Here is a 24,065-nt window from a genome sequence, read left to right as displayed (position 1 = left end):
GTTTAAACATTTGGGTTTTATTCATTTTATTCATTCTAAACGCCATTGCTTTCAGCACATTTTCCAGATCATTCCGCTCAATTCCCTCTAAAGAAAAATCCAATGAAACGCTAATGTAAAATCTAAAAAAAGAGCATACAGCTATAAAAAGGCTGATTCCTCCTATTTTTCTTGTTTACGTAATCCAAACTAATTCAGTTTTTCAAATATTAAATATTTTGAAAAATCGCAACACATAAAGATCAGACACACAATATTTTGACGTTATTCTAAAGAATAAAACACGATTTAAGCTTGTTTTCTAGGGAGGCATAAAAATTTGGCATGAACAGTGATGATGGAGGTGTTTTTTATACATAATTGACATTTTTAAGGGTGTTTATTTCGCAAGGTTACATTCGATATTGGGTAAAATTACCTGGCTCTGAAAGGGTTAGCCCTGAGCAGTATTCACCGTAAAAAAAAAGGCAGGACTTCAATGACATTTTCCAACAAACCAATTGATAACCAAATCATTCCACACGAAAAAACAGCATCAAACTCAGACAACCGTTAAGATCCCGGAGTTGAATCAGGCTTCCAAAAAGCCGCATGGAAATAGATAATTAACAAAGAATAACAGAAGGTTAGAAAATGAGCAAAAAACTGAAAGCCATACCAACGAACAGCAATGACAATTAACAGTCGAAAAGAAAGGTTTTGGAAACTTAAAGAGTAAAAAACTCAATTGCCAGATGTGAGGATTCACACTGAGCGGATTTCAAAAATAACATACAAATAATTACAGTAGTTTATTTACAATAACTAATATAACCAAAATAATCTAATTAACAAATTAATTTTCTCATAAAGACAAATTAAAGTTTTTATTGTTACAATGCTTATCATTAGAAGGCAACAAAAAAAACACACTAAACTAACTGACAACCAGCGTGTTTTCAAATCCAACTTTACTAATCTTCATTTGAATAAAGCCGGTTTTCTGATTTGTAGCAAAAGGTATAAAGCCTATTTTATCATAAACAGCCCTTGCGGCGACATTAAAAACATGAACCTCCAACAAGACCGTTGTTAACTCCAGCTCAGAGAAAGCATAGGATAGCAACAAACGAGTCGCATATTGTGAAATTCCCTTCCCCCAAAACAGCTTTTCTCCGATAAACAAATGATACCAGGCCGCCCCCCTTTCTATATCAATGAGTTGAATATTTCCGATATACTGGTCACTTTCTGCCAGACAAATGGCAAATCTTTTTTCATAAGGCTGAAGCAACTTACGCTTTAACCAGTCGGCTTCCATTTCCGGAGAAATAAAACGGTCTGGTTTGAACTCGGTAAACTTCCATATCTCAGCATCATTTCTCCAGGTCCAGGAGATTTTAGCATCATCAACTACTAATGGTCTTATATAGACTAAAGATTTCATATCATTCCAGCTTGTTTTTCTCTCCTCAAAAGACTCAGGTAAAACTCCAGCCAAAGTCCGGAAGAAGTTTCGAACAATAAGTTACCAATAAAAAAAGAATGCCGTACAATGCCAGCTGAACGATATTTGTACCTCTTTCCTGGCGATTAGCACAGTATATTGACACCTTCCCGCTCCTGCTTTACACCCGAAAGAAACAACAAACGCTTTTAAACAACAAATAAGAACATTCGCAATTTTTTTACGTTAATTTGCGTTACAAGTTTTAACACTATTTAACACGAACTGTTTTACGTTTTTTTGATCTTTACTTCCATGTTTAAAGAAATCCGCAATAAGTATATTCGCTACGCCAGCATATTCCTATATTGCATCATTATATTCTTCTGTGCGCTCCAACTAAACTTTTTATGGCTATTTGGCTACTCCCCATCTTATAAAGACATTAAAGCGCCCACGCAAAGTGTAGGTTCTGAACTGTACACAGCTGATGGAAAGTTGATCGGCCGTTATTATAAAGAAAACCGTACTCCGGTAAGCTTTAAGGAGATCTCTCCGAGCGTAGTCGAAGCCTTAATTGCCACAGAAGATGTTCGTTTTTACAGTCACATGGGTATAGATTTCCGCTCCCTCTTGTCTAGCGGAATCTCTACGGCTACCGGTGATAAACGTGGCGCCAGTACCATCACTCAACAACTTGCCAAAAACCTTTACCGAACCCGGTACAACAAATCACAAGGTATCATTAAACATATCCCCGTAGTACGCACCATTGTTTCCAAGTTAAAAGAATGGATGACTGCTGTAAAACTGGAAGCCAATTACTCTAAAAACGACATCATCACGATGTACCTCAATACCGTCTCTTTCGGGAACAATGCCTTCGGTATAAAAACAGCTGCAAGAGTTTATTTCGACAAAGGTCCGAATGAACTTCAGGTTCCGGAATCTGCCTTACTGGTGGGTATGCTAAAAGGAACTTCTATTTACAACCCGATAAGAAATCCTGAAAAAGCACTGGAACGCAGAAATGTGGTGCTCGCTCAGATGAATAAATACAATTACATTACTAAAGAACAATTAAACACCTATAAGGATAGTCCACTACAACTTAAAGTAGGCAGCGTGGATGACGGTAGTGACGGAGATTCTTACCTACGTGCCGCAGTAGACAAATACCTGGAAAAATGGGCGGACGATAATGATTACGACCTTTATGAAGATGGTTTAAAGATCTACACCACCATCGACTCCAAGCTACAGAAATACGCAGAAGAAGCCGTCGCAGATCAAATGAAAATCATTCAGAAGAGATTTTATAGTGTCTGGGGAAAAGAAGACCCATGGCAGGATTCTGAAAAGAAAAAAGTAGACTATCCGGATCGCGCCATGCGCAAATTACCAGTCTATGCGATCTTAGAAAAAAAATACAGCAATACTCCGGATTCCATCAAAGCCTATTTCGACAAAAAGAAAAAGATGAAAATCTTTACCTGGAAAGGTGACAGGGATACCCTATTCTCTACCATGGATTCTATTCGTTATTACGGAAAGATCATGAATGCAGGAATGATGACCATGGATCCTTTCAGTGGAAAGATTAAGGTATGGGTTGGTGGTATTGACCATAAGTTTTTCAAATATGATCACGTTAATCAAAGTAAAAGACAAGCAGGATCAACTTTTAAACCATTTGCCTATCTGGCTGCCTTAGAAGCAGGCATGAGTCCTTGCGACACCTTCACCGATAAGCCGGTAAAAATCGCTTATCAGGAAAAAGGAAAAACAGAATACTGGGAGCCTAAAAATGCAGATTGGAACTATAGCTACAGAGAAATGTCTTTAAGATGGGCCATGGGTAAATCTGTAAACACCATTACGGCACAGGTTACCGAAGCTGTAGGCGCAGATAATGTAGTAAAATGGGCTAAAGAATGTGGCATTGAAAGTCCACTACAAGCGGTACCATCTGTGAGCCTTGGCCCGAATGATGTGTCCGTATATGAAATGGTACGAGCTTACAGTACCTTCCTGAATGAAGGGGTAAGAACAGATCCGATTTTAGTAGAAAAGATCACAGATCAGGACGACAATCTAATTGAAGACTTTAAAGCGAAAACAAAAAGAGTGCTTTCTGAAGAGATCGCATGGCTGATGTTATACATGCTTCGTGGAGGTATGGAAGAACCAGGAGGAACTTCTCAGGCACTTTGGGAATGGGATCTTTGGAAAAAAGGAAACCAGATTGGTGGAAAAACAGGTACTTCGTCTGACTATGTCGATGCCTGGTACATGGGCGTTACCAAAGATCTGGTAACCGGTGTTTGGGTAGGCTGCGATGAACGTACCGCTCACTTTAACAATGGTGCTACCGGCGAAGGCTCGAGAACAGCTTTGCCAATCTTTGCCAAGTTCATGGAAAAAGTTTACCATGATCCTAGTACTGGTTATACCTACGGTCCTTTCCCGAAAGCGAAAGTAAAAATCACAAGGAACATCGACTGCCCTAGTCCGAGGATTAGAGTAGACACCACCACTACTGATAGTCTTGCGGTAGATTCTACCAGCACGGACGAACCTTTAATGGACGATCAGCAACCGGTATTAAAAGAAGAAGATATCATCAGAACAGAGGATAAGAAAACTCCGGAACCGGTAAAACAACCTGCTACTGAAGTTCCTTTAACCCGAAAAGAAAAAAGAGATCAGAGAAAGAAAGAACGTGAAGAAGAAAAGGAAAAAGAACGTATAAAAAAAGAACAGGAGAAAGTTAAACCGGCAAAATAAACTGGTTAAATTTAAATCAACTTCTGCTTTAACGCCTATCGATTTCAACTAATGTCCTGTAAAACAAGCCTGAACACCGGCTTATTTTACAGGACATTTTTGTATACAGAAATAACTGTGTCCAGAAATAACGACATAGTGTCTCGTATAAACCCGAATAAATCCTCAGGACATACTATGAAATGGCAGGATCACCTGATTCACTATCGGCTTACTGCTAAGGAGATGTTCAAAATCCAAACCTATCGTCAAATCAATCCAATTCGGGTTACAAGCTCTGATCATCCTTTCCTTCTGCATCCTTGTAAAGCGGCTGATCACTTTAAATCTTCCTAAGGCCTGGGCCTCCGTCTTGAATTCTTCGAAATATACCAACCTGGTGAGCTGCTGCCCGCAATCAAAGAACAGATTCGGCATCTGCTTATAAAAATCAAGCGTTTTAATCAGATCAGAACTCATTCCAACATGCAAACTCTTGCGGTTTCTATCGGTTACGATATATACAAATTTCTTCATGACTGTAGGTTTAAATGATACAAGCTAATTATGTTAGTACAACTATTTGGTATTCAAATTAATATTACTAACTTTATTGGTACAATAGTACTAATATTATTAGTAAAAACAAATAAATACTAAACTTTTATTTTATGTCAAATATATCCCCTAACCTAAAGTACCTTAGAAAGAAAAAAGGCCTCACGCAACAGCAATTCGCTGATGCCATGGAGGTTAAGAGATCACTTATCGGAGCCTACGAAGAAGACCGTGCAGAACCGAAATATGACTTACTAAAAAAAATAGCAGAGTTTTACGACCTCACTATCGACGAATTTATTAACGAAAAAATCAACGATAGCTGGAAACCGAAGCTAAAAAGTCAGGGATCTAATCTAAGAATACTCAGTATCTCGGTAGATAATGACAATAAAGAGAATATAGAAATGGTGCCGGTAAAAGCAAGTGCGGGCTATTTGAACGGCTTCGCAGACCCGGAATACATCAAAGATTTACCAAAGTTTCAACTGCCTCTACCCTTCTTAAAACAGGGCACATTCAGAGCCTTTGAAATCTTAGGAGATTCCATGCTACCTATCCAATCGGGCAGTATCATCCTTGCTGAATACCTGGACAACTGGAATGACATTAAAATAGGAGAAACCTATATTGTCATCAGCAAAAACGAGGGCGTAGTCTACAAAAGAGCGGGCAATAAATTCAAAGAAAATAAAGAATTGAAGCTGGTATCAGACAATAAACTATACGATCCTTATACCATTCCTTCTGATGAGATCCTGGAAATATGGAAAGCTAAAGCATTTATCTCTTCTACACTTCCGGAACCAACACCGGAACCTAGCATTGAAACCCTGAGCAGTATGATGGCACAAATGCAGAAATCTATCTCTAACCTGAATAAAAACTAAAATAACCGCTTAAAAAGCGTTAATAAAACCAAAACACTGGCATAAATTAAAAATAAAGAAAGCAGGTTCATCCTGCTTTCTTTATTTTTGGGCAATGAATAAGACCTGGCAGTTTATACTACACAAGTTACAGGATAGAAAGGAAAAAGGATCATTGAGAAAATTATCCAGCATCCACTATCCTATCGATTTTTGCTCTAACGATTATCTGGGATTTTCCAGATCGACCGAATTGCAGCAAAATATCAGTGCTACTTTAAGCCAGATCCCACATTCAGCCATCGGTTCAGGTGGCTCCAGGTTACTCAGCGGCAATCACGCTTATACCGAAGAAACAGAAAATTTCATTGCTGATTTCCACCAGGCAGAAAGCGGGTTGATCTTTAACTCCGGTTATGACGCCAATGTTGGACTGATTTCCAGTTTAGCACAACGTGGCGATACCATCATCTCAGATGAACTCATCCATGCCAGTCTGATTGATGGCGCACGCCTCAGTCATGCCAACCGATATACTTTTAAACATAATAACATTGAGGCTCTGGAAGCCAAGCTCAAACTCGCTACCGGAAATACCTATGTACTTGTAGAAAGTGTCTATTCTATGGATGGCGACCTTGCTCCTTTGCAGGAAATCAATGCCTGCTGTAAGAAGTATGATGCTAATCTTATCGTAGATGAGGCACACGCAGTCGGTGTTTTTGGTCTTTACGGAAAAGGAAGAGTGCAGGAACTTGGACTGGAAAAAGAAGTATTTGCAAGGGTGGTTACCTTCGGAAAAGCGCTTGGCTGCCATGGCGCCATTGTGCTGGGAAATGCACCATTAAAGGAATACCTGATCAATTATGCAAGGTCTTTTATTTATACCACGGCAGCTCCGCTCCACAGCATCGTGAGCATCAACTGCGCTTATCAGCTGCTCGCTTCAGCAGACCATACCCCATGGTTACAGCAAACAATTATGCAGTACAGCGATGCCCTGAAATCAGCAGGATACCGCGGTCTAACCAGCAAAAGTACCATTCAAACCATCAGATACCAAAGCAATACGGCGGCAAAAAATGCAGCAGAAAGCCTGCAACAAAAAGGATTTGATATCCGTGCGATTGTGAGTCCGACGGTTCCTATAGGAACGGAAAGATTAAGAATCTGCCTGCATACCTATAATACAGAAGAAGAAATTAACGCCTTGATTCAAACCCTGGTCTTATTAAAATAACATGAATAATACGTATTTCATTACCGGAATTGGCACAGGCATCGGAAAAACGATTGTCAGCGCCATCCTTACCCAAAAACTCCAGGCAGATTACTGGAAACCGATACAATCAGGCGATTTAGAACAGAGCGATAGCTTATCAATACAACACCTGATCAGCAATACAAAAACGATCATTCATCCGGAACAATACCGTTTAACCAGGCCCTTATCGCCTCATTTATCCGCCAGATTAGATGGAATCGAGATTAAGGCAGCAGCATTCAAAGTGCCTGAAACCAATAACAACCTGATCATTGAAGGTGCGGGCGGTTTAATGGTCCCAATCAATGAAAAAGAATTGATCCTGGATCTGATCCCTGTATTGAAAGCAAAGGTGATCATTGTTTCACAGAATTATCTGGGCAGCATCAACCATACTTTACTGACACTAGAGGTCTTGAAATCAAGAAATATCGAGGTAGAGGGAATTATTTTCAACGGGGAAGCGAATCAGGAGTCTGAAAGCTATATCGCCAACTATACGGGTATCCCTATACTCGGAAACATCCCAAAACTGGCCGCTTTAGATCAGCAAGCTATTGCTGATGCGGGGCAATTCATCCGGTTATAAGAAAATCAAAAGCATTCTCAAACAAAAACCTTATTCCATAAAAAAGGGAGCTTTTGGCTCCCTTTTTCTATGATTAAAATGATCGTTAGATCTATTTTACTGCATCAATAACGGCTTTAAAAGCTTCTGGATGATTCATAGCTAAGTCAGCTAAAACCTTACGGTTTAAACCAACATTTTTAGTAGCTAATTTACCAATCAGTTGAGAGTAAGAAATACCATGTTGACGAGCTCCAGCGTTGATACGTTGAATCCATAAACCACGGAATTCTCTTTTCTTAACTTTACGGTCACGGTATGCATATTGCAAACCTTTTTCAACCGTATTTTTAGCGATTGTGAAAACCTTACTTCTTGATCCCCAATAGCCTTTGGCCATATTTAGGACTTTTTTCCTTCTTCTTCTCGAAGCTACTGCGTTTACCGAACGTGGCATAGTGTGTTGTTTTTTGATAAACGGTGTTGCGTATTACAGCAAACTTACTACCGGGTACCTGGTTAAAAATTTAATTATTTACCGATGGCAAGCATACGCTTAACGTTGCCCATATCAGCTGCGGACACCATTGAAGTGTGACCCAAATTACGCTTACGTTTAGTCGACATCTTAGTTAGGATGTGACTTTTGTAGGCATTCTTCCTTGCAATTTTACCTGTTCCAGTAAGCTTAAAACGCTTTTTAGCACTGGAATTGGTTTTCATTTTTGGCATAACCTGTGATTATTATATGTAATTTATTTATTTTTTAACAACTTTTGGAGCTAGCGTTAAAAACATACGCTTACCCTCTAACTTAGGTAATAATTCTACTTTACCAATATCTTCAAGCGCTTGTGCAAATTTAAGCAAAAGAATCTCTCCTTGCTCTTTGTAAACGATTGCTCTACCTTTAAAGTGAACATAAGCCCTAACCTTTTCCCCGTTTTCAAGGAAACTAACCGCGTGCTTCAACTTAAATTGAAAATCGTGATCATTTGTATTAGGTCCAAAACGGATCTCCTTAATGACGGTCTGTTTTGCGTTTGCTTTAATCTCCTTCTGCTTTTTCTTCTGCTCGTAAACAAACTTACTATAATCAATGATCCGACATACCGGAGGCACTGCATTTGGAGAAATCTCAACTAGATCTAATTCCAATTCGTCGGCAAGGGCTAAAGCTTTTGCCAAAGGATAGATCCCTGGTTCAACATTATCTCCAGCTAATCTAACCTCCTGAGCCCTGATAAACTGATTAATATTATGTTCTGCTTCTTTTTTCTTAAAAGGAGGACGTGGTCCCCTGTTAAATCCTGGTCTGCCTAATGCCAAATTTATATACTATTTAAATTGTTATTTCTTTGATTAATAATTCACTAAACTCTTGCTGAGTCATTTCTCCTAAATCTCCTTCACCGTGCTTCCTTACTGATACCTTGCCTTCCGCCATTTCCTTCTCACCGATAATCAACATATAAGGGATTTTCTTCACCTCAGCGTCCCTGATTTTTCTTCCAATCTTCTCATCACGAAAGTCAATCAAACCGCGAATATCGGAATTATTTAGCTCATCTGAAACTTTTTTTGCATAATCTTCATACTTTTCTGAGATCGGAAGAATAATAAATTGCTCAGGTGACAACCATAATGGGAAATTACCAGCACAATGTTCGATTAATACTGCAATAAAACGCTCTAGAGAACCAAATGGAGCCCTGTGGATCATTACCGGACGGTGCTTCAGGTTGTCGCTACCAGTGTATTCCAATTCAAAACGCTCTGGTAAGTTATAATCTACCTGGATCGTTCCCAACTGCCATTTCCTGCCTAGCGCATCCTTCACCATAAAGTCTAACTTAGGACCATAGAATGCAGCTTCGCCATATTCTACTACCGTAGATAATTCCTTTTCTGCTGCAGCCTCAATGATTGCTGATTCGGCCAAAGCCCAGTTCTCATCCGTACCGATATACTTCGTTTTGTTTTCAGGATCTCTCAAAGAAATCTGTGCAGTATAGTCCGTAAATCCTAAAGATTTAAACACATATAATACCAGGTCAATTACTTTCTTGAACTCTTCTTTTACCTGATCCGGGCGACAGAACAAATGCGCATCATCCTGAGTAAAGCCACGAACTCTGGTTAAGCCATGAAGCTCTCCACTTTGTTCGTAACGATATACGGTTCCAAACTCTGCAAAACGCAAAGGAAGGTCTTTATATGAACGCGGTTTAACTTTATAAATCTCACAATGGTGAGGGCAGTTCATCGGTTTAAGGAAGAACTCCTCCCCTTCTTGTGGGGTTTTAATCGGTTGGAAAGCATCTTTACCATACTTCTCGTAGTGACCAGAAGTAATGTATAAATTCTTATGTCCGATATGAGGCGTAACTACCTGCTCATATCCTGATTTTGATTGTGCTTTTGTTAAAAACTGAACCAGACGTTCGCGCAATGCAGCACCTTTAGGCAACCACAATGGCAATCCCATACCCACTTTCTCAGAGAAAGCAAATAATTCCAGTTCCTTACCCAACTTACGGTGATCTCTTTTCTTCGCCTCTTCAATCATATGAAGGTACTCAGTCAGTTCACTCGCTTTAGGGAAAGTTACCCCATAAATACGGGTCAGTTGTTTTTTAGTTTCATCACCGCGCCAGTAAGCACCTGCAACATTCATCAATTTTACCGCTTTAATAAAACCGGTATTTGGAATGTGTGGCCCACGACAAAGGTCAGTAAACTCACCTTGATTATAGAATGTGATCTTTCCATCTTCCAGTCCTTCTAACAGGTCTAGTTTGTACTCATCACCTTTTTCTGTAAAATACTTAATCGCATCAGCTTTAGAAACGCTCTCCCTTACAAAAACTTGTTTTTGCTTGGCCAGCTCAATCATTTTGGCTTCAATAACTTTAAAGTCATCCGAAGAAAACTCTCTTTCGCCGAAATCTACATCATAGTAGAAACCAGTTTCAATTGCAGGACCAATACCGAATTTTGTACCCGGATATAAAGCCTCCAATGCCTCAGCCATAATGTGCGCAGAAGAATGCCAGAAAGTAGCTTTACCAGCAGCGTCATTCCAGGTCAGCAACTTTACAGTCGAATCGCTTTCAATTGCTCTGGAAGAATCCCAGATTTCGCCGTTTACTTCCGCAGCTAATACGTTGCGTGCTAATCCCTCTGAAATAGAGAGTGCGATTTGATGAGCTGTTACGCCCTTTTCATACTGACGACTAGAGCCATCAGGTAGTGTAATATTAATCATCTACAACTATGATTTAAGTTAATTAATTGATTTAAAATGATTTATACAATTCTTATTCTACGTGTAATAAAATATTATATAAATAATGGGGATATTTATCTCCGCCACTGTTACAAATATAACAATTCATTCAGAAATCAGGTTCTAGTTATGGGAATCATTTTATTAATTTCACCTCAGATCTGAGGTAAGTGCTGTGTTAAGCTTTACAAACAGGCAGTACCAACGCTATACAGTTGCTATACTGGTTGTAGTTCCTGAAGTTTTGATTAAGAGTTGACGAAGGGTTGGTAAGGGATAATACCTAAGCAACCGTCATCAACTCTTAATCAACCCTACGCCAGGTCTCCGCCAACCAGCACTAGTATAGCACTGCTATAGCATCTATGTAGCGTCTAATATTCTGTGCTTTCCAACCAGCCGTTGGCTAAAACATCTGCTAAATGCATTGTTTTCAAAGGAATGTTATTTTTATCAATGTACCCTTGCAAATGCATCAGGCAGGATAAATCTGTAGAGATCACATATTCCGCGCCTTGTTCGAGCGCATTATTTACTTTTTGTTCGGCCATTGCCGAAGAAATCGCATCAAATTTAATAGAAAACGTACCACCAAAACCGCAGCACATATCTGTATCTTTCATCTCTACCATCTCCAGCCCATGTACTTTAGACAGCAGCTGACGGGGTTCATCCTTAATCTTGCACTCTCTTAATCCGCTGCAAGAATCATGGTAAACGGCCTTTCCGTCTAGCTCTGCACCGAAATAATCTCTTTTCAAGACATTCACCAGAAAATCAGAAAGCTCATAAACATGCTGTTGAATGCTACGGCATTTATTATGAAGATTGGTATTGGTAAACAAGTCGCTATAACCATTTTTCACCATACCTACGCAGGATGCCGATGGGGCAACAATATAGTCTACACCCGAAAAATCGTTTAAAAACTTCGCTCCTGTTTCTTTGGCCTGCTCCCAGTATCCGGAATTATAAGCCGGTTGTCCGCAACAGGTTTGTGCAGAATTATAAAACACCTCACAACCCGCTTTCTCCAATAGCTTTATCGTATTAAATGCAGTCTCAGGATATAACTGATCAACAAAGCAAGGGACAAACAATTCTATTTTCATGTGTATTTAATTCTTATTAAAATCTATCATGGTTAACCTTTAACCAATTTTGGTTCTGCTTTTTTCAACAGCAGCAAAAATATCAAACCTATTATAAAAAACGAGGCCAATGCCAGCACAGAATTCCTGATACTCCCGGTTTGTTCCTCAATATAAGCAAAACTAAAAAGACCAATCACTACGGCCAGCTTTTCCGTTACATCGTAAAAGCTAAAAAAGGACGCAGTATCTGGTGTGTTTTCTGGTAAAAACTTAGAGTAAGTAGACCTTGATAAAGACTGGATACCACCCATAATCAAGCCAACTACTGCGGCTAAACCATAAAATTCAAATTCATTGGTGATAAAATAAGCAGAAACACAAGCCCCTACCCAAATCACTACAACCAGAATCAACACATTCACATTCCCAATTTTCCTGGCCAGTTTCGACATCAGTATAGCGCCCCAGATGGCCACCAGCTGCATAATCAAAATTACAGCAATTAATTTAGAAGTTCCCAGATGAAGGGTTTTCTCTCCAAAACCTGCCGCGGCCAACATCACCGTCTGCACGCCCATCGAGTAAAAAAAGAAGGCAATCAGATAACGTTTTAAAAACGCCATCTGCTTGAGTTGCTTCCAGACTTTACTCAGTTCCTCAAAACCGCTATGCATTAAGTTTTTACTGACAGGGACGTAATTAGGACTTCCGGCAGGCAATTTACGAAAAGGAATCTGCGCAAAGGCGATCCACCAGATGCCGACCAGCAGAAAGGACAATCTTGCCGGTAAAGAAGCATCGGTAATACCGAAAAGCTCTGGTTTTAAAACAAACACAAAACAGATGACCTGCAAAATAACACTCCCTACATAACCGTAGGCAAAACCTTGCGCGCTCACCCGATCCTGTTGATCTTTGGTAGCGATTTCCGGAAGGTAGGAATTGTTAAACAATACCCCACCGATATAACCCATGGCCGCAATCGCGAATAGGATAATGCCCAATTCCAGGCTTTCCAGTTTAAAGAAAAACAAACCCATACAGGCAAAACCGCCGATATAGGTAAAGATTTTCATAAATATTTTCTTGTTGCCCCGAAAATCCGCGGTGGCGGAAAGCAGGGGCATTAGAATCACCATCACTAAATAAGCTGCCGAAAGCGCATAATTTGACAGTGCCGTATTGGTAAAAGTATGCCCAAAAAACGTCACTTTATCGCCATGCTCGGCTGTGGTGGTAATTATGGTATAATAAGCGGGAAAAATAGTAGAGGTAATAACTAAATTATAAGCAGAATTTGCCCAGTCAAAAAAAGCCCATGACCGGATGACTTTCTTGTCGTTTTTTTGTTCCATGTATCAAATAAGGCCGCTAAAATAGCTAAAAAACAACAATCTGGCTAATTAACTTTCTCCAGTTTTGCTGCTCCAGATTTTTTCTCGCTTACATTTTTAGGATTCCCTTTATAATAGATCTCACTTGCTCCGGAAGTCTTAACTTTCAAGTCGTTCAGCACATTGATATTGGCTTTTCCGATACCATCAATATTGATGTCGTATACACCGGCAACAAAATTAAAAGCATCCAATTTGGCAGTACCACTTGTTTTCAGGATATGAGTTCCGGTTTGGCCGGTCAGGCTGAGTTTTCCGATACCCTCGATTTTTGAAGTCAATTTACTCGCGTTTAGGTCGAGGTTTACATCAGAACTACCTTTTAAATCAAGATTAAGGTCTTGCACATACATTGGTCCGTCTCCGATTACACGCACCATACCATCAGTTTCCAGCTCTTTCAGCTCGCCAACACCGGCATAAATCACGACCGAATCCGTACCGCAATATTTTCCGTTTTCCAGTTTAAGTTCCAGTTCTCCGCCGCTCACCCTTGCTCTGATCAATGGCACTACATTAGAATCCGCCTGAATCTTTACATTAAAAGTGCTGTCCTGCGTTAAAATCAGCTTAATCGTACCGCTCACATTGATTTTATCGTAGTTTTTAAGTTCCAGAACCTTAGTAATCTGAACTCCGGAATCTTCGATACATTTAGATGTACATCCTGCCAGTAGCACAGGGATAGCCAATACGATAAGTTGTAGTTTCTTCATAGGGAATATATTTATTGCAATTTAATTTTTTCGTAACTAAGGTATCAACCCAAAATCAGAGGTAAAAGTTTTTACCATCTGTTTTAATTTTCCCGGCATCCATCAATTCGCGGATACGAGCCATCCGTTCGTCTTCATTACCGCTTTTAATCCCCTTCACCAGACTATCGAAGGTATGCATTTTCGTTTGCAGCAAGGTAACCAGCTCAAAATCGATCCTATCCGCACGAACATCCCAGTCGTCGGCTCTTTTCTCTGCCAGACAAACATCGCAGACGCCACATTTATCCGCATCAGGTTCATCGAAATACCTCAGCAACTGCACACTCCTACATTTATCGTTTTCCGTATATTCTAAAACCGCATTGATCTGATCCAGCTGAATTTTCCTTCTCATTTTCATGTACTTCTGGTCGATATCCATGTGTACAAAATCTACCCTTGGGCGGATATATTGAAGCTGTGGCTGATCTGATTGCGGCAGATAAGACAATAATCCCTGCTCTTCCATATTGCTGATCATCTTTCTGGCCGTGGCAAAAGACAATCCTACTTTTTTGGCGATTTCATTTTCTTCAATTTTCACATATTGATCAAATGCACCGCCATAAGACCTTAAGATCGCTTTGATCAAAGGATCATATCCGGCATTCTCAATTTGAAAACGGTAAACATCTTCATGAGCCGCGGTGAACAAGATTCTGGAAGGTAAAAATATGTTTTCAGAAAGTGTCAGGTAACCATCATGCTCTAGAAATTTAAGGGCAGCCATGGTCTTGATTACTCCTACTTTAAACCGCTTGCAAAATTCGGCAAGATCAAAGTTAAACGTAAGACCTTCACCCGCGCCAAAGGCAAGCTGGAAATAATTCCCGAGGTAATGGTATATCTTTTTAACATCGTCTACAGTAGGGAAATTATCCGCGTATTTAGCTTTTAGGTCCATCTGGTCGGATTTATTGGCCAGCAAGACTGCATAAGCCTTTTCTCCGTCTCTACCCGCCCTACCAGCTTCCTGATAGTATGCTTCCAGACTTTCCGGCAAATCCAGGTGTACTACAAAACGAACATCAGGCTTGTCGATTCCCATCCCAAAAGCATTGGTAGCCACCATCACCTGAATTTTATTTTTTTTCCATTCGTCCTGTTTCCGGAAGCGATCTGCCTTGTCAATTCCGGCATGGTAAAAATCCGCAGCAACCTGATTTCTGCTTAGGAAAGCGGCCACTTCGACCGTTTCTCTCCGGTTACGGACATACACCAACCCGCTTCCTTTCACATTTTTCACGATAGAAATTAGTTTCTTATACTTATCATCTTTATCGATTACTACATAGCTCAGGTTTTTACGCTCAAAACTTTGCACAAATACCTTAGCATCATTAAATTTCAACTTTTCTACGATATCTACGCGCACAAATTTAGTGGCAGTTGCGGTTAAAGCAAGGATGGGTACTTTAGGATGGATGTCGCGGATTTCGGCAATCTGCTGATAAGGCGGGCGGAAATCATATCCCCATTGGGAAATACAATGCGCCTCGTCTACCGCGATCAGATTTACATTCATATAAGATATACGGATGCGCACAATTTCCGATAATAATCTTTCCGGAGACAGGTACAAGAACTTAATCTTGCCATAAATACAGTTATCGAGCAGGATATCGATCTCTCTTTTTCCCATTCCTGCATAAATTGCGACGGCTTCAATTCCTTTCGCTTTCAGGTTTTCGACCTGATCTTTCATCAGGGCAACCAGTGGAGAAATGACAATACATATCCCCTCCTTTACCAGTGCAGGTATCTGAAAGCAAAGGGACTTACCTCCGCCGGTTGGCAATAACGCCAGGGTATCATGACCATTTAAAACGGAACTAATAATGTCTGACTGTAGTGGTCTGAAAGTATCAAATCCCCAGTATTTCTTAAGTATCTCGGCTTCGCTCATAAAAAGGTTACTCATCAAAACTATAAAAATGAACTGATATTATTAAATTGCAGGCTTATTTACACCGACCTACATGATGAAAAAAACTTTACTACCATTGGCCTTACTCTTTATTTTTCAGTCCGCCTTTTCTCAGGAAAAGAAATGGGACATCGAAAAATACATGGGGCCAACAAAAACCTTCAGCATTGATACCGACGAAGGAACCTGGATGAACCTTGATGTTAGCGCGGATGGTAAAGATATTGTTTTTGACTTATTGGGTGATATTTATAGCATGCCGATTACCGGTGGTGCGGCTACCCTACTGAGCGGTGGCATTCCCTGGGATATCCAGCCACGTTTTAGTCCGAATGGAAAATACATTTCCTTTACCAGTGATAAAAACGGCGCCGACAATATATGGATCATGAACCGCGATGGTTCGGGCAAAAGACAAGTGACCAAAGAAACTTTCCGCCTGCTTAATAATGCAACCTGGATGCCGAACAGCGAATACCTGGTGGCACGTAAACACTTCACCGGCTCCCGTTCCCTTGGCGCAGGAGAAATGTGGATGTACAGCGTTTACGGTGGTGAAGGTGTACAATTAACCAAGAGAAAAAACGACCAGCAGGATGCCGGTGAACCTAATATCAGCCCGAATGGCCGATACCTTTACTTTAGTGAAGACATGGCTCCGGGACCTAATTTTGAATATAGCAAAGACCCGAACGGGATGATTTATGCGATTCGCCAGTTGGATATGGTGACCGGGAAATACACTGACCTGATTGCACAACAAGGTGGTGCCGCCCGTCCACAGATTTCTCCTGACGGAAAAATGATGGCTTACGTAAAACGTGTCCGCTTAAAATCGGTGCTTTACGTACAAAACCTGCGTACTGCCGAAGAGTGGCCGGTATATGAAGATCTTTCACATGATCAACAGGAAACCTGGGCCATTTTTGGGGTATATCCGAACTTTGCCTGGACACCTGACAATAAAAACATTGTCTTTTATGCCAAAGGAAAGATCAAAAAAATTGAGCTTTCTACGTTGATTAGCAACGAGATTCCTTTCCAGCTGACCAGCAAGCAAACCGTTCAACAAGCGTTGCACTTCCCTCATCAGGTTTTTAGTAATGAATTTGATGTGAAAATGATCAGACAACTGACTACTTCGGCAGATGGGAAAATGGTGATCTTTAATGCCGCAGGATTCTTATATAAAAAAGACCTTCCAGACGGTACGCCGGAACGTGTAACCAACGGAATTGATTTTGAGTTTGAACCTAAAATCAGTAATGACGGGAAATATGTGATTTATACCACCTGGAATGATGAGCTGAAAGGTGCGATCAAAAGAACAGACCTGAAATCAGGAAAAACGATCACACTGACGGATGAAAAAGGTTTTTACTATTCTCCATCCTATTCTAATAAAGGAGATAAAATCATTTTCAGAAAAGGTATTGGGAATGATGTTTTGGGTTATGCTTATGGCAGAGGCACAGGAATTTTCGTGATGTCGGCCAATGGCGGACCAAAAACTTTAGTTTCTGATAAAGGCATCAAACCGCAGTTCAATACAGACGATACCCGCATTTATTTCCAGGGATCTGAAGGTGGCAAAAAAGCCTTTAAAAGCGTCGATTTGTATGGGGCAAACGAAAGAACACACTATACTTCTACTTATGTAAACCAGTTTACGCCTAGTCCGGACGGCAAATGGATGGCTTTTACAGAGCTGTTTAATGTGTATATCACGCCAATGATTACGGTGGGTTCTCCATTGGAATTATCGGCAAGTAACAAGGCGATCCCATTGACCAAAATCACCAAAGATGGCGGAACATATATCCATTGGAGCAACGACAGTCAGAAATTATTCTGGACATTGGGTGATCAGTACTTTAACAAAGACATCAAATCTGCGTTCAATTACAATGATGCCGGTGTAGCAGTTGCAGAAAAGCAGGATGCGGAAGGTTTGTCTATCGGATTAAAACTTAAAAGCGACCAGCCTGGAGGATTACTTGCTTTAACAGGTGCCAGAATCATTACGATGAAAGGCGATGAAGTAATTGAAGAAGGTACCATCCTCGTTGAAAACAATAAAATTATTGCCGTTGGAAAGTCGTTGGAGATGACGGTTCCTGCACAGGCAAAGGTGATTGACGTGACCGGAAAAACGATTATGCCGGGCATCGTTGATGTGCATGCGCATTTGAGAACCAGTCCGGATGGTATTTCGCCACAACAGGACTGGTCGTACCTGGCCAATCTGGCTTTCGGGGTAACTTCCGCTCATGACCCTTCCAGCAATACGGAAATGGTGTTTAGTCAGGCAGAAATGCTGAAAGCAGGCAGAATGGTTGGCCCGCGTTTATATTCTACCGGCTCGATTCTTTACGGTGCTGATGGCGATTTTAAGGTCGTGATCAATAGTCTGGAAGATGCTTTATCTCATTTGAAAAGGTTAAAATCTGTAGGTGCGTTTTCGGTAAAATCATACAATCAGCCGAGAAGAGATCAGCGTCAGCAGATCATTGAAGCAGCCAGACAGTTGAAAATGGAAGTCGTGCCGGAAGGTGGATCTACGTTTTTCACCAATATGAACATGATTGCAGACGGGCATACGGGTATTGAACACAGTATTCCTGTGGCGCCGGTTTATAAGGATGTAACCTCTTTCTGGGGCAATACTGCCGTTGGCTATACGCCTACTTTGATTGTGAGTTACGGCAGTCAGTGGGGAGAAAATTACTGGTACGACAGAACCAATGTCTGGGAAAATGAACGACTAATGGCCTTCACGCCACGCGCGATTATTGATCAGCGTGCCAGAAGAAGAACCACTTCCGAATATGGTGATTACGGGCATATTGAAGTGGCCAAAGCCACTAAGCAGATTGCTGATGCCGGTACTAAAGTAAACCTTGGTGCCCACGGACAAATACAAGGCCTTGGCGCGCATTGGGAATTATGGATGCTGGTACAAGGTGGCATGTCGCCATTACAAGCTATCAGAAGTGGTACTTTAAACGGTGCAGCTTACCTTGGCATGGATAAAGAAATCGGTTCTCTGGAAGCTGGCAAACTAGCCGATCTGGTGATCATGGATGCCAATCCATTGAATGACATCAGAAACTCTGAGAAGATTAAATATGTGATGATTAACGGTCGTATTTTCGACAGTCTTTCGATGAATGAAGTCGGTAACAGAGAAAAGTTGCGTAGTAAGTTCTGGTTTGAAACTGGTAAAGGGATGATTTATAGTTTCCCTACAGGTGTTGCAGAAACGTATACGTTTACGATTCCTAACTGTGATTAGAATGCAGTAAATCGGTTAAAAATATAATGCCCCGGATTGCTAAGCTTTCCGGGGCATTTTTCGTTAAGCCGCGACATCCTTCTAAGTAGATATACGCAATAAAACGCCTTTTCTTTTGACGATGTTTTTATAGTCCCATTGTATTTTCTTCGACTTTTCAATCCAGCGGGCAACATCGTCCAGATTAATCTGCTCCAGGTCAGTATAGGTAATCGAAGCGTCTTTAAATTTACCGGTGCCTGGCTTTAGCTCCGGTTCATCAAAATCGGCACCACTCCAGAACATCAAACGAATACCGGCTTTCAATTTACTATAACCAACAATTGGGTTCCCATCTATAAACCAAACCGGGTGAGCATGCCAGATTTTACTTTCTTCTTCGTTTAGGTTGCGGTTGATTTCCCTGGCTAACAAATTACAGATTTCCTGATCTATAGCAGATTGCGAATCATTATACGCCTGTATATCTCTATTCATTCCGATTTAGTTTTTGATGATTACCATATACATTGGGAGTATTCCCCAACCAGCATTTCCCACTCTTCTGCTAAGGAGACCCGGGGTCTCGTCTTCCCTGCCTTTTTATACCAATAATCTGCGTTCCAAATGTCGCCTTCCTTGCGATGCAGGTAAGCATGGATATGCGCAGATCGCTGATCTGGTAACTGGTCAATCAAATCATGCGCTCTTTTCCAATCACCTGTTCCGTCGTGCCATAGGGCCTGTAAATACAGCGGCAAATCAGCTGGTAACTGCTTATCCATTACAGACTGTTTGAAATCAATTACATCAATCATAACTCAAATATACTGACAAAGCGCTAAATCCTATTTTACATTTGTAAATCTATCACGAAAAATTCTTAACTTCATGTAACCATTATCATAACTATTCTGATACCTCCTCCATTCTTCCTGGTATTAGAATTGTATACATAACAATAGCTCAACATAGGGACAGTATGACAACAATTGAAAGAAGGAAAAACCTCTCTTACAAGGAATTCATAGAGAAGTATCAAAAGCCCGGTATTCCGGTCATCCTTGAAAACGCAACGCAGGTATGGAAATCCAACCTGATCTTTACGCCAGAATTTTTCAGAGAAAAGTTTGGCGACAGAACCACCTGGTTCTCCAACAAGCAATACACCGTATCAGAATTACTGGATTTAACCGCCAACAGTACCAAAGAAAACCCGGCACCCTACCCTGTTAAATTTAACCTCCTGACCCAGCTTCCGGAAATCTTCGAATACATGGATCCGATGGACATGAATCTGGTGAAACCAAACTGGCTCAACCACAAGATCCTGAAAAACAAACTGGGAAACGGGATGGATTTACATATTGGTGGTGCAGGAAACCATTATTCTGTGCATAAAGACGCTTATGATGTCCATGCCTGGCTGATACAGTTATATGGCGAGAAAGAAGTTATTATTTTCCCGAGAGATCAGGAGGAATTAATGTATCCCGGAAAGGGAGGATTATTAGAATCCAGGTCACCAATAGACATTTCTAATCCGGATTACGAAAAGTATCCAAGGTTTAGGGAGGCCACACCAACCACCATTACGTTAAAAGCTGGAGAAGTTTTATATATCCCCAGTGGCATCTGGCATACCACCAAAGCAAATGGTCAGAACATTTCAACGATTATTGATCAGGTAAACAGCTCCAATTACCAGGCCTGGAGAAGGGATGTTTATGTGTATAAAAAATACCACAACAAATACCGTGCATTACTGGATTATAGCGCGGCAACAGCCATTGGCAACGCCTTTAAGCTAGGGGAGCTGATGGGGATGAAATTTTAAACTAAAAAACTGTATATCAACAAATTGATATACAGTTTCAAATCATTACCTTAGTATACTAAACCCCTTAAAATGGAAGTATTATTCGAGTTTCTGCTTATATTATTTACAACCAACTGGTCTAAATCCAGGCGCCCGCTCAGGAAAGTTTAAATATTCTGCGCAATCACATAACCATTTGCCCAGGCCCATTGGAAATTATATCCACCAAGCCAGCCGGTTACATCCACACATTCGCCCCCGAAATACAAACCCGGAATGCTCTTACATTCCAATGTTTTCGAGGACAATTCATTCGTATCAATACCACCCCTCATCACTTCCGCCTTATCATAACCTTTATCTCCTGCCGGTTTCACTTTAAAAAAATGAATCGTCTGCTGTATGGTTTCCAATTCCGTTTTAGTCAGGGCTGCAACCTGCTTTTCTAAAGGAAGGAATTTTCCCAGTGCATCCGTAAATTTCTTCGGATAATAGCGGTTGAGCAGTGTAGAAAGCAATAACTTGCCATTAAACTTACGCTCCTCCTCAATCAATTCTAAAACCGATTGCCTCGGCAACAAGTCAATATTGATCGATTCCCCTCTGCGCCAATACGAAGAAATCTGTAAGATTGCCGGACCGCTTAATCCCCAATGCGTAAACAAAATGTTCTCCTCAAAAGAGATGCGGTCGTTGCTCACTTCGCAAAAAACAGAGTTCCCCGATAAAGCGGCATACCAGTCCTCATCTTTTCCGGTGATCGTTAGCGGCACCAATGCAGGGGCCGTTTCTACGATATTCAAACCATGTTTTCTGGCAAATCGCAAAGCGAAATCTGTAGCACCCATTTTCGGAATCGGTAAACCACCTGTGGCAATCACCAATTTCGGGGCCTTCAAAGTTTTCGTTTTGTTTCCTTTATCGAAGCTCACTGAAAAACCATCCGCGGTTTGTTCAATGTCCGTTACCTCAGCATTACAAATAATCTGCTGACCAAAATCATTACAAATCTCTGTAAATACGCCTACAATATCCTTCGCATTCTTGCCATCAGGAAAAAGTTGTCCTAAAGTTTTTTCTTTTCCGCTGATGCCGTAAGTTTCAAAAAAGCTGATCGTATCCTCAACTGTCCACTGCGTAAAAGCAGATTTCGAGAAATGTTTGTTGTTGGAAATAAATTGTTCGTCACTGGCAAACAGGTTGGTATAGTTACACCTACCTCCGCCCGAGATCAAAATCTTAGCGCCTGGTTTATCGCTTTTTTCCAACAATATTACCCGCTTCCCCAAATAGCCCGCTTGTACTGCACACATTAAACCGCATGCCCCGGCACCAATAATTATAGCATCTGCCTCCATCAATCCGTTTATATTGTTATTTTTGTGCAAAATAAGCATAACTTTTTCATATCGATATGGCAAAACAAATAAGTGATTTAAAATTAGGCATATTAGGTGGCGGTCAATTGGGCAGGATGTTGATACAGGAAGCCATCAATTATAATTTAACCACTTTAATTTTAGATCCGGATACTGACGCTCCATGTAAACACCTCGCAAACTACTTTGAATGTGGTTCTATTACCGATTTCGACACCGTTTATAACTTCGGCAAGAAAGCGGACATCATTACTATTGAAATAGAAAAGGTAAATATTGAAGCACTGGAACAACTGGAAAAAGAAGGAAAACTAGTATACCCACAATCAAGGGTAATCCGGTTAATCCAGGACAAAGGTGTTCAAAAACAATTCTTTAAAGAAAACAATATCCCTACTGCGCCTTTCCAATTGGTGAACACCAAAGAAGACATGGCCAACAGTCACATTCCATTCCCATACATGCTTAAACAGCGTAAAGATGGTTATGACGGTAAAGGGGTAATGAAAATAAACGGCCTTGCCGACATTGAGAACGCATTTGATGCGCCTTGTCTGATCGAAGAGCTGGTAGATTTTGAGAAAGAAATCGCAGTCATCGTTTCCAGAAACCCTAACGGCGAAATGAAAACCTTCCCAATGGTGGAAATGGAATTCAATGCCGAAGCAAACCTGGTAGAATTTCTAATCTCACCTTCTACTTATCCGGCATCAATTCAGGAAAGAGCAGAAGTGATCGCCAAAAACATTGCAACCTCATTAAACATCACCGGCTTATTAGCGGTAGAAATGTTTGTGACCAAAACAGGAGAAATTCTGGTGAATGAACTGGCCCCTCGTCCACACAATAGCGGACACCAAACTATTGAAGGAAACTACGTATCACAGTTTAACCAACATTTACGTGCGATTTTCAACCTTCCACTGGGAGATACCCGTGCTACAAACAATGCGGTAATGATCAACCTTTTGGGAGAGAAAAACCACAATGGCGTAGCAAAATACAAAGGATTAGAAAAAGTAATGGCCATTGAAGGCGTTTACGTACACCTTTACGGTAAAAAATATACCAAGCCTTTCCGCAAAATGGGACACATCACTATTGTGGATCAAAACCGCGAGAAAGCAATTGAAAAAGCCAATTACATCAAAGAAACACTAAAAGTTATTTCCTAATGAGCATACAAGTAGGTATTATAATGGGCAGCAAGTCTGACCTTCATATCATGAAAGACGCAGCCGATATCATGAAAGAATTCGGTATCCAATTTGAAATGACCGTTGTGTCGGCTCACCGTACTCCGGAAAAAATGTACGAATATGCTAAAGGCGCAGCATCAAGAGGTTTAAAAGTGATCATCGCCGGTGCAGGTGGTGCAGCACATTTACCTGGTATGGTGGCTTCCATCACTACCCTACCTGTAATCGGTGTACCGGTAAAATCATCTAATTCTATTGACGGATGGGATTCTATCCTGTCTATTCTGCAAATGCCAAACGGCATCCCTGTAGCAACAGTAGCCTTAAATGCAGCAAAGAATGCAGGTTTATTAGCCGTGCAGATCTTAGGCACCGCAAATCCAGAGATTTCTGCGAAAATGCAACAGTATAAAGATGATTTAAAGAAAAAGATTGAAGAAAGTGCAATCGATCTTGAAAATTACTAATCAATTGATCTAAG

At 40.7% G+C, this 24,065-nt stretch carries 21 protein-coding genes; 8 read left to right on the top strand and 13 right to left on the bottom strand.

The window, feature by feature from the left end; all coding sequences use genetic code 11:
* Positions 1-916 precede the first annotated feature (916 nt).
* Positions 917-1,426: a GNAT family protein gene (locus tag R2Q66_RS11315; RefSeq protein ID WP_316748934.1), complete on the bottom strand. Its 510-nt coding sequence runs from the start codon at positions 1,424-1,426 to the stop codon at positions 917-919.
* Positions 1,427-1,741: 315 nt separating this feature from the next.
* Between R2Q66_RS11315 and R2Q66_RS11310 the strand changes: the two genes are divergently transcribed.
* A complete protein-coding gene (locus R2Q66_RS11310) occupies positions 1,742-4,213 on the top strand; it encodes a transglycosylase domain-containing protein (RefSeq protein ID WP_316748932.1) in 2,472 nt (823 codons plus the stop codon).
* 165 nt (positions 4,214-4,378) lie between these two features.
* Here R2Q66_RS11310 and R2Q66_RS11305 read toward each other — a convergent pair whose 3' ends face one another.
* Positions 4,379-4,729, bottom strand: coding sequence for a GIY-YIG nuclease family protein (locus tag R2Q66_RS11305; protein ID WP_316748930.1), 351 nt, complete (start codon positions 4,727-4,729; stop codon positions 4,379-4,381).
* A gap of 134 nt (positions 4,730-4,863) precedes the next feature.
* On the opposite strand from R2Q66_RS11305, the gene R2Q66_RS11300 reads away from it, so the two are divergent.
* The 3 genes from R2Q66_RS11300 (at position 4,864) to bioD (ending at position 7,472) form a co-directional block, all read left to right on the top strand.
* Positions 4,864-5,640, top strand: coding sequence for an XRE family transcriptional regulator (locus tag R2Q66_RS11300; protein ID WP_316748927.1), 777 nt, complete (start codon positions 4,864-4,866; stop codon positions 5,638-5,640).
* A gap of 94 nt (positions 5,641-5,734) precedes the next feature.
* Positions 5,735-6,859: an 8-amino-7-oxononanoate synthase gene (locus tag R2Q66_RS11295; protein WP_316748925.1), complete on the top strand. Its 1,125-nt coding sequence runs from the start codon at positions 5,735-5,737 to the stop codon at positions 6,857-6,859.
* A 1-nt stretch (position 6,860) separates the two neighbouring features.
* Positions 6,861-7,472: a dethiobiotin synthase gene (gene bioD / locus R2Q66_RS11290; protein ID WP_316748923.1), complete on the top strand. Its 612-nt coding sequence runs from the start codon at positions 6,861-6,863 to the stop codon at positions 7,470-7,472.
* A 91-nt stretch (positions 7,473-7,563) separates the two neighbouring features.
* Here the strand turns inward: bioD and rplT are convergent, their stop codons facing one another.
* From rplT to R2Q66_RS11250, 8 genes are all read right to left on the bottom strand, one after another.
* On the bottom strand, positions 7,564-7,908 hold the full coding sequence (rplT, locus tag R2Q66_RS11285; protein ID WP_316748921.1) for a 50S ribosomal protein L20: 345 nt from the start codon (positions 7,906-7,908) through the stop codon (positions 7,564-7,566).
* 74 nt (positions 7,909-7,982) lie between these two features.
* On the bottom strand, positions 7,983-8,183 hold the full coding sequence (rpmI, locus tag R2Q66_RS11280; protein ID WP_062547998.1) for a 50S ribosomal protein L35: 201 nt from the start codon (positions 8,181-8,183) through the stop codon (positions 7,983-7,985).
* Positions 8,184-8,210: 27 nt separating this feature from the next.
* Positions 8,211-8,780: a translation initiation factor IF-3 gene (infC, locus tag R2Q66_RS11275; RefSeq protein WP_316748917.1), complete on the bottom strand. Its 570-nt coding sequence runs from the start codon at positions 8,778-8,780 to the stop codon at positions 8,211-8,213.
* 13 nt (positions 8,781-8,793) lie between these two features.
* On the bottom strand, positions 8,794-10,719 hold the full coding sequence (thrS, locus tag R2Q66_RS11270; protein WP_316748915.1) for a threonine--tRNA ligase: 1,926 nt from the start codon (positions 10,717-10,719) through the stop codon (positions 8,794-8,796).
* 395 nt (positions 10,720-11,114) lie between these two features.
* The gene (locus R2Q66_RS11265) at positions 11,115-11,852 is read right to left on the bottom strand and encodes a (Fe-S)-binding protein (RefSeq protein WP_316748913.1); all 738 of its coding nucleotides are present in this window, start codon (positions 11,850-11,852) and stop codon (positions 11,115-11,117) included.
* A gap of 32 nt (positions 11,853-11,884) precedes the next feature.
* Positions 11,885-13,189 (bottom strand): MFS transporter, encoded by a 1,305-nt coding sequence (locus R2Q66_RS11260; RefSeq protein WP_316748912.1) that lies wholly within the window; start codon positions 13,187-13,189, stop codon positions 11,885-11,887.
* A 44-nt stretch (positions 13,190-13,233) separates the two neighbouring features.
* Positions 13,234-13,944: a head GIN domain-containing protein gene (locus tag R2Q66_RS11255; RefSeq protein ID WP_316748911.1), complete on the bottom strand. Its 711-nt coding sequence runs from the start codon at positions 13,942-13,944 to the stop codon at positions 13,234-13,236.
* Between the two features lie 55 nt (positions 13,945-13,999).
* A complete protein-coding gene (locus R2Q66_RS11250; RefSeq protein WP_316748909.1) occupies positions 14,000-15,907 on the bottom strand; it encodes an ATP-dependent DNA helicase RecQ in 1,908 nt (635 codons plus the stop codon).
* Positions 15,908-15,968: 61 nt separating this feature from the next.
* On the opposite strand from R2Q66_RS11250, the gene R2Q66_RS11245 reads away from it, so the two are divergent.
* Positions 15,969-19,208 (top strand): amidohydrolase family protein, encoded by a 3,240-nt coding sequence (locus R2Q66_RS11245; protein WP_410479430.1) that lies wholly within the window; start codon positions 15,969-15,971, stop codon positions 19,206-19,208.
* A gap of 81 nt (positions 19,209-19,289) precedes the next feature.
* On the opposite strand, the gene R2Q66_RS11240 is transcribed toward R2Q66_RS11245, so the two are convergent.
* Both R2Q66_RS11240 and R2Q66_RS11235 read right to left on the bottom strand, forming a co-directional pair.
* The gene (locus tag R2Q66_RS11240) at positions 19,290-19,685 is read right to left on the bottom strand and encodes a DUF1801 domain-containing protein (protein ID WP_316748905.1); all 396 of its coding nucleotides are present in this window, start codon (positions 19,683-19,685) and stop codon (positions 19,290-19,292) included.
* 20 nt (positions 19,686-19,705) lie between these two features.
* Positions 19,706-19,972, bottom strand: a complete 267-nt coding sequence (locus tag R2Q66_RS11235; RefSeq protein WP_316748903.1) for a hypothetical protein — start codon at positions 19,970-19,972, stop codon at positions 19,706-19,708.
* 197 nt (positions 19,973-20,169) lie between these two features.
* On the opposite strand from R2Q66_RS11235, the gene R2Q66_RS11230 reads away from it, so the two are divergent.
* Positions 20,170-21,024: a cupin-like domain-containing protein gene (locus R2Q66_RS11230; RefSeq protein ID WP_316748900.1), complete on the top strand. Its 855-nt coding sequence runs from the start codon at positions 20,170-20,172 to the stop codon at positions 21,022-21,024.
* A 149-nt stretch (positions 21,025-21,173) separates the two neighbouring features.
* Here R2Q66_RS11230 and R2Q66_RS11225 read toward each other — a convergent pair whose 3' ends face one another.
* Positions 21,174-22,403, bottom strand: coding sequence for an NAD(P)/FAD-dependent oxidoreductase (locus R2Q66_RS11225; RefSeq protein ID WP_316748897.1), 1,230 nt, complete (start codon positions 22,401-22,403; stop codon positions 21,174-21,176).
* A gap of 17 nt (positions 22,404-22,420) precedes the next feature.
* Here R2Q66_RS11225 and R2Q66_RS11220 point away from each other — a divergent pair, with 17 nt between their 5' ends.
* Entirely contained in the window at positions 22,421-23,560 is a 1,140-nt protein-coding gene (locus R2Q66_RS11220; RefSeq protein WP_316748895.1) for a 5-(carboxyamino)imidazole ribonucleotide synthase, read from the top strand.
* Entirely contained in the window at positions 23,560-24,051 is a 492-nt protein-coding gene (purE, locus tag R2Q66_RS11215) for a 5-(carboxyamino)imidazole ribonucleotide mutase (protein WP_316748893.1), read from the top strand. The genes R2Q66_RS11220 and purE overlap by 1 nt, the downstream gene beginning before the upstream one ends.
* Positions 24,052-24,065: the final 14 nt, after the last annotated feature.

Source organism: Pedobacter gandavensis (assembly GCF_032677645.1).
In the GTDB taxonomy this organism is placed as follows: domain Bacteria; phylum Bacteroidota; class Bacteroidia; order Sphingobacteriales; family Sphingobacteriaceae; genus Pedobacter; species Pedobacter gandavensis_A.
The sequence above is the reverse complement of the archived record's forward strand: the minus strand, read 5'-3'. Positions and strand labels throughout refer to the sequence as shown.